The following is a 17826-nucleotide window of genomic DNA, read 5'->3' on the forward strand; positions in this document are numbered from 1 at the left end:
CCCGTCAACGGAGGCAGTCGCACAGATGAATCAATCAATGCCGAACTGTGATCGTGTCCGGGCCGTTGCGGTCTTGATCGGCTCGTGTTCGGCCGCTTACGATGCGACGCCATAGCGCTTTCGGTCAGCTCAGCAAAAGCTCCTGCGTGGCAAGCGAAAGTTGTGGTGATCTCATGGATTCGCCCGCACCGCCGGACGCGCTGTTGACGATGCTCGGCGTCGGCAAATCCTTCTACGGAGTGCCCGTCTTGTCCGATGTGGACCTTGACGTGCATCCCGGCGAAGTGCACGCGGTGGTCGGCGAGAACGGTGCCGGCAAGTCCACCCTGATGAAGATCGCCTCGGGCGTGCACCAGCCCGACGCCGGTGCTCTGCACATCTCCGGTCAACCCGTCGTGCTGCACAGCCCGCGAGCCGCACAGGCGGCCGGTGTCGGGATCATCCACCAGGAGTTCAACCTGCTCCCCGAGCGCACCGTCGCCGAGAACGTGTTCCTCGGCCGCGAGCCGCTGCGGCGCGGCCTGGTCGACCGCCGGGCGATCCGCGACCGCACCGCCGACCTGCTCGCGTCGATCGGCGAAGAGTCGGTCCGCCCGACCGACCGCGTGCGCCACCTCGGCATCGCACAGCAGCAGGTGGTCGAGATCGTCAAGGCGCTGTCCCTCGACGCCCGCATTCTCATCATGGACGAGCCGACCGCGGCACTGGCCGACCACGAGGTCGAACTCCTCTACGCGCTGGTCCGCCGCCTGCAGGCGCGCGGCATCGGCATCCTCTACGTGTCACACCGGCTCGCCGAGGTCTTCGACCTGTCCGACCGGATCACCGTGCTCAAAGATGGGCGGCGGGTGGTCACCCTCGCCACCCGCGACGCCACGCCCGAGGCCCTGGTCCGGCACATGGTCGGCCGCGACCTGGCTGCCTACTACCCGCCCAGGACGGGCACGACCGGGCCGGCGTTGCTCACGGTGACCGGCGCCGGAAACGCGCGACTGCGCGACGTCGACCTGGAGTTGCGGGCCGGCGAGGTGCTCGGCGTCGGCGGGCTGCAGGGCTCGGGCCGCTCGGCGCTGGCCCGGGCGCTGTTCGGGGTCGACGGTTTCCGCTCCGGCCGGATGACGCTCGCCGGCAAGCCGGTGCGGATCCGTTCGCCCCGGCAGGCGGTCCGGGCCGGCGTCGCCTACGTCACCGAAGACCGCAAGGGCGAGGGGCTGGTGCTCAGCCAGTCGGTGCTCGACAACGCGCTGCTGGCCACACGCGCCGCCACACCGCGCTGGTTCGGTGGCGCCCTCCGCGCCACCGCCGTCCGCGACCTGCTCGCCGCCGTCGAGGTGCACGCGGCCGGCCTCGACCAGGAGGTCCGCTACCTGTCCGGCGGCAACCAGCAGAAGGTGGTGCTGGCCCGCTGGCTGGCGATGGCGCCGCGGGTACTGCTCTTCGACGAGCCGACCCGGGGCATCGACGTCGGCGCCAAGGCGGCCATCCACGAACTGATCCGCGATCTGGCCGACAAGGGCGCGGCGGTCCTGATGATCTCGTCGGAACTGCCCGAACTGCTCGGCATGAGCGACCGGATCGTCGTCATGCGCGACGGAGCCATCGCCGGCGAACTGCCCGGCGACGCGAGCGAGGAGGCGGTCCTGAGCCTGGCCACCGGCACGGTGCACGAGGTGCCCGCATGAGCGAGCGCAGCGAGCGAATCAGCCGGCACCGCCCAGTGTTGTCCGACATTTTCAGCAGGCCCCGGATCGACTCGACCAACGGCGTCTGGCTGGCGCTCGGCGTCACGCTGATCGTCGGCGGCATCCTGGTCGCCACCGACGGCGGCTCGCTCTTCGGCCAGAACAGCACGGTCAGCCTGCTGCAACGGGCCGCCGGGCTGGGCATCGTCGCGGTCGGCCAGACGTTCGCCATCCTGGCCGGGTCGCTCGACCTCTCCGTCGCGTACGTGATCAGCCTGACGTCGTTGATCGCGGCCGAGACGATGGCCGGCAGCGACGGCCGGGTGCTGCCGGCCATCCTCGCCGTGCTGGCCGTCTCCGCCGCGATCGGCCTGGTCAACGGGCTGCTGATCACCAAGTTGCGGATCAACGCGTTCATCGCGACGCTCGGCGTCGGCCTGCTGATCAAGGGCTATCTCGAGCAGGGGTACGCCGGTCCGGCAGGCCAGGTCCCGGTCTCCTTCCAACACCTCGGCTACGACCGGGTCGGCCCGGTGCCGGTCGCGTTCCTGCTGTTCGTCGGCGTCGCGGCGGTGGCCTGGGTGGTCATCAACCGCAGCCGCTACGGCCACCACCTGATCGCCGCCGGCGGCGACCTCGACGTGGCCCGGCTCTCGGGTGTCCGCACCGACCTGGTGCTGATCCGCACCCACGTCATCTGCTCGATCTGCGCCGGCATCGCCGGCCTCTACCTGGCCAGCCGGCTCGGCGCCGGCGCGCCCCGGGTCGGCGCCGAGGGCGGCTACGACCTGGAGTCGATCGCCGCGGTCGTGCTCGGCGGCACGGTGCTGGCCGGCGGCAAGGGCGGCGTCGCCGGCACCGTCGGCGGCGTGCTGCTGCTCGCGGTCATCGACGGCATCTTCAACCAACTCGCCGTCGACCCGTTCTTCAAGCAGGTGATCCGCGGTGTCGTGATCGTCGCCGCGGTGGCGATCTACGCACTCCGGCTGCGCCGGAAGGGGTCGGCATGAGCGAGACGGTCACCCTCGGCCAAACCGGCCAGGCCCGCCGGACCCGCTGGGGCACCGGCAGCGTGCTGCCCGTCCTGGCGATCCTGGTGGTCCTGCTGGCCGCGATCGCGATCCGGCAGCCCGACTTCTACGACCCGCCCGCCCTGCTGGCGTTCCTCAAGCGATCGGCACCGCTGATCATCCTGGCCGCCGGCCAATACTTCGTGATCGTCGCCGGCGACTTCGACCTGTCGGTCGGCTCGCTGGTCACCGCCGAGGTGGTGATCGCTGCCCGGATGATCGACGGCGACCCGGCCGCGACCTGGCCGGTCATCGCGCTGGTGCTCGGCTTCGGGCTGCTCGTCGGCCTGGTCAACGGGCTGGTCACCACGCTGCTGCTGGTGCCGTCGTTCATCACCACGCTCGGCATGTACCTGATCCTGGTCGGCGCGGTCTACACGTGGACCGGAGGCTCGCCGCGCGGCGCGCTCTCCGAAGAGTTCCGGGTGCTCGGCCGGCGGGGCATCGAGGGCGTGCCGTGGCTCGGCGAAATCCCGTACGCCGTGCTGATCCTGCTCGTCGTGGCCGCGCTGGCGATCCTCGCGATGCGGGCCGACTTCGGCAAGGTGTTGCTCGCGGTCGGCGACAACCCGCGGGCCGCCCGGCTCGCGGGCGGCCGGGTGGCCGGCGTCCGCACGATCGCGTTCGTGGTCAGCGGGGCTTGCGCGGCCGTTGCGGCAATCCTGCTGGGCGGCTTCGGCGGGGTGAGCTTCCAGGTCGGCGCCGGGCTCGAGTTCACCGCCATCACCGCGGTCGTGCTCGGCGGCGTGGTGCTCGGCGGCGGCCGCGGCTCGGCCGTCGGCGCGATGCTCGGCGCGCTCACCCTGCAGACCCTGTTGACCCTGCTCAACCTGCTCGGCGTCGCGGGCGCACTGGCGTCCGCGGTGCAGGGCCTGATCATCCTCACTGCCGTGGCCATCGGCGGGCTACGGGCACGCACCTGACCACACGCACCTAAGTAGGAGGAGAGATGCGCAAAAGGACAGGCAGCGCCCTGGCTCTACTCGCCGTCGCAGCCTTGGCACTGGCCAGTTGTTCGAGTGACGTCCCGGCGGCCAACCCGAGCGGCAGCGCGTCGGCCGACGCGGGCGCCGGCACGGGCGAGACCTCGTCGTTCTTCGTCCAGGCCGACTACGACAACGAGATGGCGCTGCGCACGGCCAGTGCCACCGGGCCCAGCGACAAGCCGTGGGAGCAGGCGCTCAACCCGACCAACACCGAGACCGCGAAATACAAGAAGGCCGGCCCCTACAACCTGTGCTTCTCCAACGCCGGCGTCGGCAACCCCTGGCGGCAGGTCGGCTTCAAGAACATGCAGGCCGAGGTGAAACTGCACCCGGAGATCAAGTCGTTCCAGGTGGCCGACGCGGAGAGCAAGGACGACAAGCAGATCTCCGACATCACCGACCTGCTCGGCAAGGGTTGTGACGCGTTGATCGTCTCGCCCAACACGACCGCGACGCTCACTCCGGCCGTCGAGCAGGCGTGCGCGAAGGTGCCGGTCATCGTCTTCGACCGCGGCGTCAACACCAAGTGCCCGGTCACGTTCATCAACCCCATCGGCGGGTACGCGTTCGGCGCCGCCGGCGCCGAGTTCCTGGTCGAGAAGGTCAAGCCGGGCGGCAACGTGCTCGCGCTGCGCATCCTGCCCGGCGTCGACGTGCTCGAGGCCCGCTGGGGCGCCGCCAAGGTGGCCTTCGACAAGTCCCAGCTCAAGGTCGTCGGCGTCGAGTTCACCGACGGCGACCCGGCCAAGACGAAGACCATCGTCAACAACTACATCCAGCGCTTCGGCTCGATCGACGGCATCTGGATGGATGCCGGCGCGACGGCGGTAGCGGCGGCCGAGGCCTTCGAAGACGCCGGCAAACCGTTCCCGGCGATCGTCGGCGAAGACCAGCAGGACTTCCTGCGCATGTGGCAGGACAAGAAGTTGACCGCGGTGGCGCCGACCTATCCCACCTATCAGTGGCGTACCCCCGTGATCGCCGCTCTGAAGATCCTGGGCGGCGAACCGGTGCCCAGCCCGTGGAAGTTGCCGCAACCCACCATCAACGACGGCAACCTTTCGCAGTACGTCGACCCGAGCATGCCGCCGCTGCACTACGCGATGTGCGGCTGCAGCGACTTCCCGGGCTACCCGGGCGACTGGGGCGGCAAGTAACCATGTTCCCGATCGGTGCCAACCCCTGGATCTGGACCTCGCCGGTCACCGACGACGCGCTGGCCACCCTGGTGCCGCAGATCGCCGCGTGGGGCTTCGACGCGATCGAGATCCCGGTGGAGAACGTCGGCGACTGGTCGCCGTCGCGGACCCGCGACCTGCTGGCCACGCACGGGCTGACCGCCGCCGCCGTCCTCTCGGTCACGCCACCCGGCCGTGACCTGGTCAACACCGATCCTGGCACCGTCACGGCGACCCAGGACTACCTACGCTCCCTTGTGGACGCCGCAGTGGTCCTGGGCGCGCCGTCCGTCTGCGGCCCGGCCTACGCCTCGGTGGGCCGGGTCTGGCGGATGCTGCCCGCGGAGCGCGCGTCCTGTTACGCGTCGTTGCGGGCCGCGCTGTTGCCGGTGGCCGAATACGCGGCCGCAGCGGGCGTCGCCATCGGGTTGGAGGCGCTCAACCGCTACGAGACCTCGGTCGTCAACACCGTGGCGCAGACGTTGACCGCGCTCGACGGGCTGCCCGACAACGTCGGAATCATGCTCGACAGCTACCACATGAACATCGAGGAAGCGGATCCCTACGCCGCGATCATGGCGGCCGGCCCGCGCCTGGTGCATGTGCAGGTCAGCGGCAGCGACCGCGGCGCACCGGGCGACGACCACATCGACTGGCCGCGCTGGCTCGCCACGCTGGCCGCGACCGGCTACCGCGGCCCGATCTGCATCGAGTCGTTCACCGGGGAGAACGCGGCGATCGCGGTGGCCGCCTCGATCTGGCGGCCGTTCGCTCCGAGCCAGGACGCCCTGGCCACCAACGGCCTGCGCTACCTTCGCGAGGTCTGTGCCGCGCTCCCGTAGCGTTCGGCCACGATCGCCGGCTGCTCGAGCACCCGGCCGGCCGCGACGTTCTGGGCCAGCCGCACGAACTGCGCGTGTGTCCAGGCCAGCGGGGTGGCGGAGAACGTCGGCGTGCCCGGAGCGAAGCCCGGCGGCTGGTTGTCCCAGACCTGCTCGGGCAGCATCGCGCCCGGCCCCGTGGCGCGGGCCATCGTGCCGATCTGGCGGCGGGCAGCGCCGAGCTGGCCGGCGGCGATCTGGTATTCCCCGCGCTCGCCGTTCAGCAGCGGCCACGCCCGGCCACGGGTGATCCGCGAGCCGTCCGGCAGCCCGAACTCCCATTGGCTGCCGTCCACCTTCTCGCCGTACCCGTCGAACGAGGCGCGGTGGTAGTAAAGGCCCCGAGCCGTCGGCACGCCGAGCTGGGCGTCGATCACGCCGAGGGTGTTCACCACCGCCGGGTCGTCAGCCGGAAGCACGCCCAGCCGCACGAGATCCAGGAAGCTGGGATCGACGACGCGGCGCTGATCGACGTCGGCCGGACCGCTGTCGCCGATGGTGTACGCCGTGCCGGCGTTCGGGTTGCCGTCCTTGGTCAGGCGCAGGAAATAGGGATCGGCGGAATAGGGACCGGTCGCGGTCACCGTCCACCCCTTGACCCGCGCCTGCCAGTCGTCGGCCGTGGCCAGGTAGCGCTCGGCCGACGCGGCGTCACCGTTGGCACGGGCGATGTCGGCGGCGCAGACGAGGCCGGCGATCTCGGCGGCGATGGTCGCCGGCGAGTAGCCGGACTGGTTCTCCCAGCGGTCCTGCGGCGACCACGGCGCCCGGTTGCCGTCCTGCTCGAAGGAGAGCAGGAAGTCGGCCGCCCGCTTGACGTGGCTCCAGGTGCCGGCGTCCCGGCGGTCCAGTTGGTGCGCCAGCACGATCGGCAGGGCGACCTCGTCGAGCTGCAGGCCGGTCCACACCGGGGAGCCGTCGACCCGCGAGTTCTGCGGGAACGAACCGTCTGCCTTCTGCTGCACGTCGAAGAGATAGTTCAGTGACCGATTGGCGCCCGCCCGGTCGCCGGCGGCGATCAGCGCCGTGGCGATCTGGTAGAGGTCACGCGACCACACCAGGTGGTAGGGGCCGGACGGGTCGTCGTTTCCCCAGATCCACGGCATCGACGGCGAGGCGACGTACGCGCCGCGGTGGGTCTTGTCCTCGCTGGCGGCGAGCACCATGACCGAGACATCGTAGAGGGTCCGCTGGTCGCGGCCGGACAGCGACGCGGGTGCGCGCTTGAGCTTGCCCAGGTAGTCGTGCCAGCCGTGCGCGTACGCGGCCGCGGTGCGGGCGTATCCGCTGCCCAGCGAGGCGTTCACGGTGCCGAGGGCGGCGCCGGCGGTGCGGCCGAAGCCGATGGCCAAGGTGGCGTGCTGGCGTCCGCGGGCCCCGGTGAGGCCGGTGGCCGCGGTCTGCACCAGGTTGCCGGCGCCGGCCGAGGCGTAGCGGCCATCGAGCCGGCCGTCGGCGAGCAGGTCGGTCCAGCCGTCGCTGGAGCCGCGGAACCCGTTGGAGGTCGCGGTGAAGGCCGGTCGGGCCGCGAACGCGCTCGCGCTGGTGCCGTCGCTCGCGACCAGGGTCCGGCCGGCGGTGCGGCCCGTGTCGTCGCCGCGGCTGTTCGACAGCGCCGGGTCGTAGACGGCGTAGAGCTCGTAGGAGCCGGGCCTGGAGGCCGTGAACCGCACGTCGACGAGCACGCCGGCCCGAGCCGGGTCGGTCGTGTAATCGGCGGTCAGCGACCACCCGCCGCGCCGGTCAACGAACACCTGGCGATAGGAGAGGCTGCGCGGGTCGGTCTGGATCGTGCGCACCTTGGCATCGGCGGCCCGGGTGGCGTGGCCGTGCCGGTCGGCGACCACGAAGTCGAGCGTCCGCGCGCTGGGCGTACTGAGGTCGGGATAGTAGATCTCGCCCAGGCCACCCTCCTTCTGCACGGTCAGCCACACCGTGCTGGCCGTCGTGGTCGAGGTGGCGAAGCCGGACTTGTCGGCCGGCAGGAACTGCTCGTCGACGCCCGGACCACCGGGCGCCGCCGGATCGGCGGCCAGAGCCGGCACCGCCGGGCCGACGACCAGCGCGAGGCCCGCGACGGTCGCCGTCATCATGCGTTCGAACCGAATCATCGCCGCACCGCCTCCTCGTCGCGTCGGACCAGGCGGTGATACCCATTAATCCGTCGGCCGAACATGGCGGGTGCGGTTGGCCGCACCAGCGAAGGGGAGCCAGCCGGATGGGCGGCAGGGACGGCGGACGTAAGGCTGAAGAGCATGAAGAAGCTACTCGCGGTCATCGGGATCGTCTTCGGGGCGTTCCTCATCGTCCGGGCCGTCATCGAGCCGTTCGTGATCGACTTCAACGACCCGTCCACCTATGACAAGGACTGGGGCGGGCCGAGCCTGGCCGGCGCGCTGGCCGTCCACTGTGGGCCCGGCCTGCTGGCATTGGTCATCTTCATCGCGCTCGCGGCCCGGCGGAGGCGGAAATCGGCTGTGCCGGGCTGACCCGGCCGTGGGATGGTTGCCGGATGGCGGCGCAGATCCGGGAGATCGCCTGCGACGAGTCCGGCTATGAGGGCCAACAGCTCGTCAGCTCGCCGACCACCGTGTTCGCCCACGGCAGCGTGCACCTGTCGTGGGCGGCGGCCGCCGACTGCATGGCCGAGTTGCGGGCCCGGATCCGCTCGCCGGCCACCGAATACAAGGCCAACCACCTGCTGCGCGAGAAACACCGAAAGGTCCTGGTCTGGCTGCTCGGCGACGGTGGCCCGGTGCACGGCCACGCCCACGTCCAGCTCGTCGACAAGCCGGGCTTCCTCGTGCAGACCCTGCTCGCCCTGCTGATCGACGCGCCCGGGCGGGCGGCGACGCTGCCGGTCACCGACGAGCCGCGCTGGCGCCGTTTCCTGGTCTCGGCCAACGCCCTGATGCGCACGCGCGAACCGCTGGACCCGACCGCGGCCGACGCGCTCTTCTGGTCGATCGACGACCTGCGCCGCACCGGTGTCCCGGCGGCCGCCGACGAGACGCTGGCCCTGCTCGGCAAGGCCCGGGCCCGGGCCGACGAGTTCCGCGACCGGGTGCGCGCCGACCCGCCCGCGTTCGCGCCGGTCGACCTGCTGGCACCCGCGATCGTGCACGCGGTCGCCCACTGGGGCCCGGTGCGGATCGTGCACGACTTCCAGAGCACGCTCACCCCGACCCGGGTGGCCTGGCTCCAGGCCGCCGCACCCGACCTGGCCGGGCTGACCCTGGTCGACTCCGCCGACGACCCGAGAGTGCAGGTCGCCGACATCGTCGCCGGCACGGTGCGGGTGATCGCCGGCCGTGACGACCCGGAGTTGACCGCGCTGGCGGCCAGCTACACCTGAGCCGCCGCGGCCCGGGCCATCGCGCCCTGGTAGATCGGCCCCTGCGTGTAGCGACTGGGCAGCGCCGCCAGCGCCGATCGGATCGCGCGCACCGACAGGCCCGCGGTGAAGCCCTCGATCGGCAGGCCGAGCCCGCCGTAGAGCCGCCGCGCCCAGCCGGGGAGCAGACCGAGCGCGGTCGAGGCGATCCCGAGGTAGGCCAGCCGCGGCCCGCCCAACTCCAGGCCCAGCCGCAGCGCGGGGTTGAGCTTCCACGGCACCGGCGGCGCGGTCAGGAACACCAGCGCCTCGGCCGAGTCCTTCGTGACCTTCAGAACCGGGCGCATCGACTCGTAGTAGTCGGCGACCTCGGCCGCCGACGCCGGAACGGTCGACGGGTCGAGCCCGGCGAGTGCGGCCACCCGGCGCTGCTCCCAGTAATAGGTGTCGACCTCGGCGTCGGTCAGCGGCACCCCGGACCGCTTGGCCGTCGTGATGAACGACTCGACCTCGGTCACGTGCACCCAGCGCAGCAACTCCGGTTCGTCGATCCGGAACTCCTCCCCGGTGAACGGGTCACGAGCGCGCATCCGGGCGTGGATGCCGCGCAGCCGGCGGCCGGCCTCCACCGCCTCCTCGGTCGTGCCGTAGACCGCGGTGGCGACGTAGATCGACGTGCGGACCAGCCGGCCCCACGGGTCGTCCTTGTAGTGCGAGTTCTGCGCCACCCCGGCCATCGCCCTGGGGTGCAGGGCCTGCAGGTACAGGGAACGGAGACCGCCGACGAACAGGATCGGCTCGGCATGCACCCGCCAGGTCACCGTGCCCGGTCCGAAAAGCCCCAGATCCGTCATGGGATCTAGCCTGCCACGCCTCAGTCGTCGGTGGCTTTGCGCTCCTGGCACGCCGGGCAGAGGCCCCAGAAGGTCACTTCCGCCTCGTCGACCACGAACCCGCCGGCGCCGACCGGGTCGAGGCAGGGCGCCGAACCGGTCGCGCAGTCGACGTCGGCGATCGCGCCGCAGGCCCGGCAGACCACGTGGTGGTGGTTGTCGCCGGCCCGGGCCTCGAACCGGGCGGGGCTGCCGGCCGGCTCGATCCGCCGGGCCAGGCCGGCTCGGGACAGCGCGCCGAGCACGTCGTAGACCGCTTGCGTGGAGACCGAGTCGAGCCGCGCGCGGACCGCCGTCGCGATCTCGTCGACCTCGAGGTGGCCGCCGCCGGCCAGGACCTCGAGCACGGCGATCCGCGGGCGGGTGACCCGCATGCCGCGGGATCGCAGCAGCACCGCTTCCCGCTCCCCCGCCGTCTCGGACATGGCGCAATGGAAGCACGCAGCCTGGAAACGTTCAAGATAGGACCAGTTCATCCGCACGACAGCGACGATTTGGCGACGCGGTGAACCGAACCCCGCCCACCCCACGTGTCCCCGTCGTAAGGACTCTTCAGCGACGGGGACCGGCCGTACGCTGTCCAAGATATTGAAATAGGAGGCCCGCGTGCTGAACCAGATCCTGGGCATACCGGCCCACCCCCTGATCATCCACGCGGCCGTGGTCTTCATCCCATTGCTCTGTCTCGCCGCGGTGGTCTACGCGCTGGTTCCCAAGGTCCGCGGCCAAATCGGCTGGGCCACGCTCGCCCTCGCGGTGATCGCACCGCTCGCGGCCTGGTTCGCGATGGAGTCCGGCGAGGACCTGCGCGACCGGCTCGTCGCCGCCGGCTTCTCCGCCGAGATTCTCGACAAGGTCAACCAGCACCAGAGCTACGGCGACCGCACCTGGTGGTTCACCCTCGCCCTCGGCGTCGTGACGCTCGTCATGCTCTTCATCACCAGCGGCAGCCGGCGGGTCCCCCACGTTCCGGTCTGGACCAACCTGGCGTTCAGCATCGTGATCATCGCGCTCGCCGTGGCGACCGCCATCTACGTCTTCCTCACCGGCGACAGCGGTGCGCACGCGGTCTGGGAAGGCGCGGTCCCCTAGAACAGCACTCGTGAGCAGAGCAGGCAACTGAGGACGACCATCACGGCGGCCGCGACCAGCGCGACGCCGTAGGTCAGCGTCCGGGCCTCCTTCTCCTGGGCCTCGACCTTGTCGAAGTCCTGCGGGGCGAGTTGGCGAGGCGGCGGCGGCTGCACATAGGTGGGCGGCCGCCACCCGGCCGGCGGCGGGTCCGTCGGTGGCGGGCCCGCATAACCGGCCGGGGGTACGCGACCAGGCGGTGTTGTCTGCCCGGGCTCGGCGCCGGCGTCGGGGCGCCGCCAAAGGTCAGCGTTCTGGTCGTCGTACGTCACGGCCACCGACGCTACCGAACGCGCGGGTAGGCTGCCTGCGTGAACCGCGTGGAACCGCCAGTAACACCCGACGACGAGCGTCCCGTCGACCTCACCGGCGACGAGTTCCTGCTGCCCGACCAGACGGCCGACGACACCGACCGCGGCTGGGGTGAGCAGTCAGACAGCAACGACGCGCGGCTGTGGGAAGACGTCCCGCCCCACTGGAGTTGACGTTGTAGCTGGACGAACGCCGCTCCGTGCCGCACTATTAGCACTCGGATAGGCTGAGTGCCAGCCCCACCGCACCCACCGCGCCAGATCCGGAGGAAGCCGTGCCGACCTACCAGTACGCCTGCACCGAGTGCGGACACCAGCTCGAGGCCGTCCAGTCGTTCGCCGACGCGCCGCTGAGCGTCTGCCCCGAGTGCGAGGGTCGCCTGCGTAAGGTCTTCAACTCGGTCGGCATCGTGTTCAAGGGGTCCGGCTTCTACCGCACCGACTCGCGCAACGGCGCCAACGGCGGCGACACCAAGGTCAAGTCCGAGTCCAAGTCCGACAGCAAGTCGGAGTCGAAGACCGAGACCAAGACCGAGTCGAAGCCGAAGTCCGAGCCGGCCAAGGCCGCGAGCAGCACGCCCTCCTCCTCGGCCAGCTAGAGCCAGGCCAGCCCGCCGGCCGGGGTGATCACCCCGGTCACCCGCTGGTCGTGTGCCGCGTCCGGCACCTGGTCGACCACCTCTCCGTCGTGCAGCAGCGCCACGATCGGCACGCCGCCCGGCACCCGGGCCAGCGCCCGGTCATACGAGCCACCACCGCGCCCGAGTCGCAACCCGCGCCGGTCGACCGCCACCGCCGGGGTCACGATCAGGTCGGCGGTCGCGATCGCCGACCGCCCGAGGCGCTCCCCGGGTGGCTCCCGGAGGCCGCGCCGGGCCGGGACGAACATTCCCGCGTACGCGGCCCAGTCGAGGTCGTTGTCCGGGCGCAACACCGGTAGCAACAACTCCGCTTCTTCGGTCAACGCGTCCCGCAAGACGTCCGGCAGGTCGGCGCCGCCCGGCTCGCCTGCCATCGGCACGTAGCCGCAGACCAGCCGCGGTGCGCTCGCGCGGACCAGGTCGGCGACCGCGGCGGTCACCCGGGCGGCGGCGGCGACGAGCGCTTCGCCGGGCAGGGCGCGGCGGCGGGCGAGCAGTTCCGCCCGCATGTCAGCCTTAGTCACCCCACGATGCGATAAATCCGGCACGCAACACTCCCGACCCTCACCCGGTTAGACCCCTGGGGGCCAAGCCGAGTCTGGCAGGCCGAAGGGGGAGTCGTGACGTTGCGCGGGCGGCTGACCGCCGCGTTCCTGGCCGTCGTGCTGGGACCGGTGCTGCTCGGCGCGCTCTTCGTCGGCGGCACCGTGACCGCCGTCGGCCGCGACCGCGCGGTGGACCGGCTGGGTGTCGCGGCCACCTCGGTGCGCACGTCGGTCAGCTCGCTCTGCCTCCAACTGCAGGCCGCCGCCGACGCGGTCGCGGTGACCGCCGACCCGGCCCGGCGGACCGACATCGCCAGCCAGGTGGTGGCCCGCGGGCTCGCCTCCGGGGTGGTGGTCGAGGGCGCCGACGGCATACCGGTGCTGCGCACGCCGGGCTCCCCCGCGCGCCCGTGGGCCGACTGCTCCCGACCCGCCTCGTCCGCCGGCCCGTTCCTGGGCCTGGCCGTCGGGATCGAGACGCGCGACGCGACCGGCGCGCGGCTCGGCGTCATCTGGGCGACCCACGACCTGGACGCCACCACGATCGGCCGGCTCGGCGGGGCCACCGGCACGGCCGTGACCCTGCTGCAGGGTGGGTCCGCGGTGCACAGCACCGAGTCGCCGGCCGCGCTCGCCGACGTGGTCGCCGCCGCCGCCTCGGTACGCGGTGACGCCGTGGCCGAGACCGCCGGCGGCCGGTTCGTCCGCCGGGTCGGCCCCGCGCCCGGCCAGCCGCTGCCGCTGGTGCTCTCCGTGCCCGCCGGCGAGCCGCAGGGCCTCTACGCGTTGCTGGTCGCGGCCGTGGTGCTGGCCGGCCTGTTCGCGGTCGGCGCCGCCTGGTGGCTGGCCCGCACGACGACCCGGCCGCTGGCCGAACTCGCCGGCGCGGCCGACCGGGCGGCCGGCGGCGACCTGGCCGCGCGGGTGCCGGTGCGCGGGCGCGACGAGGTCGGCCGGTTGGCGGTCGCGTTCAACCGGATGACCCGGGAGACACAGGCCTACGTGCGGGCCCTGACGACCAGCCGGGACCAACTCCGCGGCAACCTGGCGGTGCTCGGCGACACCCTGTCCAGCACGCACGACCTGCAGCGGATCCTCCAGGTGATCCTGGAGACGGCGCGGGCCGCGACCGGCGCCAGCGGCGGAGTGGTGCTGTTGCTCGATCCGGCGACCGGCACGCTGGTCGGCGAGTGCGGGCTGGCGGTCGATGTCGCCGGCCGGCGGGTGCCGGTCGGCGAGGGGCTGCTCGGCTGGGTGGCCGCGACCGGGGTACCGCTCCGCGGCCGGGTCGACCGCGACGGGCCGCCGCTGTCGCCGTTCGAGCCCCGCTGCCGCACCTATGTCGCTGTGCCGTTCAACGTCGCCGGCCCGGTCGCCGAGGCGGTGCCGGTGCCCGGCGTGCAGCCGCCCGAGCCGCCGACCGCGTCCGGCGTGCTGGCCCTCTACGACCGGCTGGGCAGCGACGAGTTCGACGACGCCGACCTCATCACGCTGCGCACGTTCGCCGGGCAGGCCGCGGTCGCCGTCGACAACGTACGCGTGCACCAGGAGGCGCAGCGGCTGTCGTTGACCGACCCGTTGACCGGGCTGTGGAACTACCGCTACCTGCGCGAGTCGATCCGGCGTGAGGTGGAGCGGGCCAGCCGGTTCGGCCGGATGCTGGCCGTGCTCGCCCTCGACCTCGACCGGTTCAAAGAGGTCAACGACACCTACGGGCACGCGGCCGGCGACACGGTGCTGTTCGAGTTCGCCGGCCGGATCCGCGGCGTGGTGCGCGAGGTCGACCTGGCGTTCCGGCAGGGTGGCGAGGAGTTCGTGGTGCTGTTGCCGGAGACCGACGCCGACGGTGCCGCGACCGTCGCACAGCGGCTCGGCGCCGCCGTCCGCGACCATCCCATCGAGGTCGAGGGCACCGGCGGCATCGAGGTGACCGTCTCCATCGGAATCGCGGTGTTCCCGAGCCACGCGACCACCGTGCAGGGGGTGCTGGACGCCGCCGACGACGCGCTCTACGCCGCGAAGGCGGCCGGTCGCGACGGCTACCGGACGGCGCCGGGCGAGCGGTCGGCGATGGCCGAGATAAAGGTGGCCGCCGGTGCCGTGCCGCCCGACGACGACCTGCCCCGGGCCGGCGGCGCGAGCACGATACGACCTGCTGGCGGCGCGTCAAGCGGGACGCAGCCACCGCGACAGACGAGGGGCGGATAGTCTCGCGGAATGTCGGACGTGCCAGCGACCCCGCGACCGCCCTCCAACTCGACCGAGCCGCGCCAGCGGGCGGTGAAGGCGGTGATTCCGGCCGCCGGTCTCGCCACCCGATTCCTGCCCGCCACCAAGGCGGTGCCCAAGGAGCTCCTGCCGGTGGTCGACCGGCCGGTCCTGCAATACATCGTCGAAGAGGCGGCCGCCGCTGGCATCACCGACATCCTGTTGGTCACCGGCCGAGGCAAGACGTCGATGGTCGACCACTTCGACCGGCAGCCCTACCTGGAGAGCCGGCTCGAGGAGAAGGGCGACGCCGAACGCCTGGCGGCCGTGCGCAGGCCCGCCGAGCTGGCCGAGATCTACACCTGCCGGCAGGGCGAGCCGCTCGGCCTCGGGCACGCGGTCGGCATGGGTGACTCACACGTCGGCGACGCGCCGTTCGCGGTGCTGCTCGGCGACGAGTTCGTCGACGAGTCCGAGCCGCTGCTGCCGGCGATGCTCGACCTGCAGGCCCAGACCGGCGGCATCGTGCTGGCGTTCCTCGAGGTGCCGCGCGAGGAGGTCAAGCGCTACGGCATCGCGTCGGTGGCGCCGGCCGAGGAGGGCCTGGTGCCCGGCGCCGAGGTGGTCAAGGTGACCGGGCTGGTCGAGAAGCCGGCGCCGGAAGACGCGCCGAGCAACCTCGCCGTGCTGGGCCGCTACGTGCTGCCCGGGAAGATCTTCGAGACGATCCGGCAGACCAAGCCCGGCCGAGGCGGCGAGATCCAGCTCACCGACGCGATGCAGACCTTGCTCGACGACGGCACGCCGGTGCACGGCATCATCTACCGCGGCACCCGCTACGACACCGGGATGCCGCTCGGCTATCTGCAGGCGGTCGTGCAGATCGCATGCCAGCGCGACGACCTGGGCCCGGCGTTCCGTTCCTGGCTCGAAGAGTTCGTCCGAGCGGGAGGAGTCGGCTCATGACGCAGACGGCCGACGCGGCGGATCTCGCCGCCCGAGAGCTGACCCCGCTGGCCGACTACCTGGGCAGCGCGCTGCGGCGGTTGCGCGCTCTGCCGCCGCTCGACGTCGAGCTGACCCAGGCCTACGGGAACGTGCTGGCCCAAGATGTGCTCGCGCCGCACGCCTTCCCGTCGTTCGACCTGGCGGCCATCGACGGCTACGCGGCCCGCTGGGAAGACGTGTGCACCGCGGGCCGCGGCGCACCGGTGCGGCTCAACGTCATCGGCGACCTCTCGGCGTCGAGTTGGCGCCCGGTCCGGCTGACGCCGTCGACCTGCTTCTCCGTCGCGGCCGGCGCTCCGCTGCCCGGCGGCGCCGACGTCGTCGTGCCGATCAACTGGACCGACCAGGGCATGGCCGCGGTCGAGATCTTCCAGCCGCCCAAGCGCGGTTCGGGCCTGCGCCGCGCCGGCGACGAGTTGGCGGCCGGCTCGGTGCTCGCCCGTGCCGGCTCGACGATCACGCCGGCCCTGGTGGCGGCGTTCGCCGCCACCGGCATCGGGCACGTGGTGGTCCGCTCCAGCCCCCGCGTGGTGATCATCGCCACCGGCGACGAACTGGTCGAGGTCGGCCGGGGCAGCCAGCCCGGCCAGGTGGTCGACGCCAACTCGCATGCGCTGACCGCGGCGGCGGCCGAGGTCGGGGCCTTGGCCTACCGCGTCGGCATCTGCGACGACGACCCGGAAGGCCTGCGCGCGCTGCTCGAAGACCAGACGTTGCGGGCCGACCTCATCATCACGACCGGCGGCACCGGCACCGGTCCCGGCGACATGGTGCGCCGCATCCTGTCCCGCCGCGACCAGGGGCGTGCCGGCCCCGTGGCATTCACCGAGGTCGCCCTCTACCCTGGCACCACGCTCGGATTCGGCACGGTCGGCGCGGAGGAGGTGCCCGTGGTCTGCCTGCCTGGTGACCCGGGCGCCGCGCTGATCGGCTTCGAGGTGCTGGCCCGTCCCGCGATCCAACTGCTGGCCGGCGCCGAGCCGGTCTTCCGCCCGAGCGTGCGGGCCCACCTGCTCGACACCGTGACGTCGCCGGCCGGCCTGCGCGAGTTCCGCCCCGCACACGTCGCCGAGCGTCGCGGTGGCGGCTACACGGTGCAGCCGCTGCACGGTGGCCCCTACACGCTCTCCGGCCTGATGGAGGCCAACGGTCTGGTCGTGTTGGGCGAGCGGGTGACCGCCGCCGCCGCTGGCTCCACAGTAGATGTTCTGTTGCTGGACCGACGCAAGTGATGTCGTTCGGCGCCGCACCGGGTTGGCCCGTCGTCCTGCGCGACGGGCCGGTCCTGCTGCGTCCCTACCGCCGGTCCGACGCCGCGGCGTGGTCGGAGGTGCGCCGCTCCAACCGGGCCTGGCTGGCTCCGTGGGAGCCGTCGGCGCCGGGCGACTGGAACGAGCTCAACTCGGTGGCGGCCTACCGGTTCGTCCATCGTGACCAGCGCAAGTCAGCTCGGCGCGGCGAGAGCATGCCGTTCGCCGTCTGCCTCGACGACCGCTTCGTGGGGCACATCAACCTCGGCAACGTCGTACGCCGGGCGTTCTGTTCGGCTTATGTGGGTTATTGGGTCGACGGCCGCGCGGCGGGCCGCGGTGTGATTCCCACCGCGCTCGCGCTCGTGGTCGACCATGCGTTCCGCCATGGGGGTCTGCACCGCATCGAGGTCAACATCCGGCCGGAAAACAAGCCTTCCCGGCGCGTGGTGGAGAAGCTCGGTTTCCGCGAAGAGGCCTACCATCCCCGTTACATGCACATCGACGGTGCCTGGCGTGACCACATCGGATACGCGATGACCAGCGAGGAGATCGCGGCCGAAGGCGGCCTGCTGGCCCGTTGGCACCGACTGCGGGCGAACGCATCCTGATCTTGAGCAAGTCGGCGCGTTGCGCCACATAGTTGAACACCCGCCCGTAATCTCGAATTACGAACGTACGGCAACCTCATCAATCCGCATGATCGGG

The 17826-nt window shown here is 72.0% G+C and carries 19 protein-coding genes; 14 read left to right on the plus strand and 5 right to left on the minus strand.

Features of this window, described 5'->3' with window-relative positions:
• Nucleotides 1–173: 173 nt before the first annotated feature.
• Genes AB0J74_RS05345 through AB0J74_RS05365 form a run of 5 tightly spaced genes read left to right on the plus strand, consistent with a single transcriptional unit; the run spans nucleotide 174 to nucleotide 5758 of the window.
• Nucleotides 174–1682 (plus strand): sugar ABC transporter ATP-binding protein, encoded by a 1509-nt coding sequence (locus tag AB0J74_RS05345; protein WP_363444923.1) that lies wholly within the window; start codon nucleotides 174–176, stop codon nucleotides 1680–1682.
• Entirely contained in the window at nucleotides 1679–2692 is a 1014-nt protein-coding gene (locus AB0J74_RS05350) for an ABC transporter permease (protein WP_363444925.1), read from the plus strand. The genes AB0J74_RS05345 and AB0J74_RS05350 overlap by 4 nt, the downstream gene beginning before the upstream one ends.
• On the plus strand, nucleotides 2689–3675 hold the full coding sequence (locus AB0J74_RS05355) for an ABC transporter permease (RefSeq protein ID WP_363444927.1): 987 nt from the start codon (nucleotides 2689–2691) through the stop codon (nucleotides 3673–3675). The genes AB0J74_RS05350 and AB0J74_RS05355 overlap by 4 nt, the downstream gene beginning before the upstream one ends.
• Before the next feature lie 26 nt (nucleotides 3676–3701).
• Nucleotides 3702–4895 carry a substrate-binding domain-containing protein gene (locus AB0J74_RS05360; RefSeq protein WP_363444929.1) on the plus strand — a complete coding sequence of 398 codons (1194 nt, stop codon included), beginning with the start codon at nucleotides 3702–3704 and terminating at the stop codon, nucleotides 4893–4895.
• 2 nt (nucleotides 4896–4897) lie between these two features.
• The gene (locus tag AB0J74_RS05365) at nucleotides 4898–5758 is read left to right on the plus strand and encodes a sugar phosphate isomerase/epimerase family protein (protein WP_363444930.1); all 861 of its coding nucleotides are present in this window, start codon (nucleotides 4898–4900) and stop codon (nucleotides 5756–5758) included.
• On the opposite strand, the gene AB0J74_RS05370 is transcribed toward AB0J74_RS05365, so the two are convergent.
• Nucleotides 5725–7908, minus strand: a complete 2184-nt coding sequence (locus AB0J74_RS05370) for a glycoside hydrolase family 15 protein (RefSeq protein WP_363444932.1) — start codon at nucleotides 7906–7908, stop codon at nucleotides 5725–5727. The two genes, AB0J74_RS05365 and AB0J74_RS05370, sit on opposite strands and share 34 nt — an antisense overlap.
• Before the next feature lie 144 nt (nucleotides 7909–8052).
• On the opposite strand from AB0J74_RS05370, the gene AB0J74_RS05375 reads away from it, so the two are divergent.
• Together AB0J74_RS05375 and AB0J74_RS05380 are read left to right on the plus strand one after the other, a co-directional pair.
• Nucleotides 8053–8286 (plus strand): hypothetical protein, encoded by a 234-nt coding sequence (locus tag AB0J74_RS05375; RefSeq protein WP_363444934.1) that lies wholly within the window; start codon nucleotides 8053–8055, stop codon nucleotides 8284–8286.
• A gap of 23 nt (nucleotides 8287–8309) precedes the next feature.
• A complete protein-coding gene (locus tag AB0J74_RS05380; protein WP_363444936.1) occupies nucleotides 8310–9152 on the plus strand; it encodes a hypothetical protein in 843 nt (280 codons plus the stop codon).
• Here AB0J74_RS05380 and AB0J74_RS05385 read toward each other — a convergent pair.
• Nucleotides 9143–9985 (minus strand): oxygenase MpaB family protein, encoded by an 843-nt coding sequence (locus AB0J74_RS05385; RefSeq protein WP_363444938.1) that lies wholly within the window; start codon nucleotides 9983–9985, stop codon nucleotides 9143–9145. The two genes, AB0J74_RS05380 and AB0J74_RS05385, sit on opposite strands and share 10 nt — an antisense overlap.
• A 20-nt stretch (nucleotides 9986–10005) precedes the next feature.
• Nucleotides 10006–10449 (minus strand): Fur family transcriptional regulator, encoded by a 444-nt coding sequence (locus tag AB0J74_RS05390; protein WP_363444940.1) that lies wholly within the window; start codon nucleotides 10447–10449, stop codon nucleotides 10006–10008.
• 181 nt (nucleotides 10450–10630) lie between these two features.
• On the opposite strand from AB0J74_RS05390, the gene AB0J74_RS05395 reads away from it, so the two are divergent.
• Nucleotides 10631–11116: a DUF2231 domain-containing protein gene (locus tag AB0J74_RS05395; RefSeq protein ID WP_363444942.1), complete on the plus strand. Its 486-nt coding sequence runs from the start codon at nucleotides 10631–10633 to the stop codon at nucleotides 11114–11116.
• Here AB0J74_RS05395 and AB0J74_RS05400 read toward each other — a convergent pair.
• Nucleotides 11113–11427, minus strand: a complete 315-nt coding sequence (locus AB0J74_RS05400; protein ID WP_363444944.1) for a translation initiation factor 2 — start codon at nucleotides 11425–11427, stop codon at nucleotides 11113–11115. The two genes, AB0J74_RS05395 and AB0J74_RS05400, sit on opposite strands and share 4 nt — an antisense overlap.
• Before the next feature lie 39 nt (nucleotides 11428–11466).
• Between AB0J74_RS05400 and AB0J74_RS05405 the strand changes: the two genes are divergently transcribed.
• Both AB0J74_RS05405 and AB0J74_RS05410 read left to right on the plus strand, forming a co-directional pair.
• A complete protein-coding gene (locus AB0J74_RS05405) occupies nucleotides 11467–11640 on the plus strand; it encodes a hypothetical protein (protein WP_363444946.1) in 174 nt (57 codons plus the stop codon).
• Nucleotides 11641–11741: 101 nt separating this feature from the next.
• On the plus strand, nucleotides 11742–12065 hold the full coding sequence (locus AB0J74_RS05410; RefSeq protein ID WP_363444948.1) for an FmdB family zinc ribbon protein: 324 nt from the start codon (nucleotides 11742–11744) through the stop codon (nucleotides 12063–12065).
• Here AB0J74_RS05410 and AB0J74_RS05415 read toward each other — a convergent pair.
• Nucleotides 12062–12616 carry a 5-formyltetrahydrofolate cyclo-ligase gene (locus tag AB0J74_RS05415; RefSeq protein WP_363445458.1) on the minus strand — a complete coding sequence of 185 codons (555 nt, stop codon included), beginning with the start codon at nucleotides 12614–12616 and terminating at the stop codon, nucleotides 12062–12064. The two genes, AB0J74_RS05410 and AB0J74_RS05415, sit on opposite strands and share 4 nt — an antisense overlap.
• Nucleotides 12617–12727: 111 nt before the next feature.
• Between AB0J74_RS05415 and AB0J74_RS05420 the strand changes: the two genes are divergently transcribed.
• The 4 genes from AB0J74_RS05420 to AB0J74_RS05435 are packed head-to-tail and all read left to right on the plus strand — an operon-like array spanning nucleotide 12728 to nucleotide 17729.
• Nucleotides 12728–14860 carry a diguanylate cyclase gene (locus tag AB0J74_RS05420; protein WP_363444950.1) on the plus strand — a complete coding sequence of 711 codons (2133 nt, stop codon included), beginning with the start codon at nucleotides 12728–12730 and terminating at the stop codon, nucleotides 14858–14860.
• Nucleotides 14861–14869: 9 nt separating this feature from the next.
• On the plus strand, nucleotides 14870–15826 hold the full coding sequence (locus AB0J74_RS05425; protein WP_363444951.1) for a UTP--glucose-1-phosphate uridylyltransferase: 957 nt from the start codon (nucleotides 14870–14872) through the stop codon (nucleotides 15824–15826).
• Entirely contained in the window at nucleotides 15823–17100 is a 1278-nt protein-coding gene (gene glp, locus AB0J74_RS05430; RefSeq protein WP_363444953.1) for a gephyrin-like molybdotransferase Glp, read from the plus strand. Before AB0J74_RS05425 ends, glp begins: the two co-directional genes overlap by 4 nt.
• Nucleotides 17100–17729: a GNAT family protein gene (locus AB0J74_RS05435; protein WP_363444955.1), complete on the plus strand. Its 630-nt coding sequence runs from the start codon at nucleotides 17100–17102 to the stop codon at nucleotides 17727–17729. Before glp ends, AB0J74_RS05435 begins: the two co-directional genes overlap by 1 nt.
• Nucleotides 17730–17826 lie beyond the last annotated feature (97 nt).

Origin of the sequence: Asanoa sp. NPDC049573 (assembly GCF_040676615.1) — a bacterium.
Classification (GTDB): domain Bacteria; phylum Actinomycetota; class Actinomycetes; order Mycobacteriales; family Micromonosporaceae; genus Asanoa.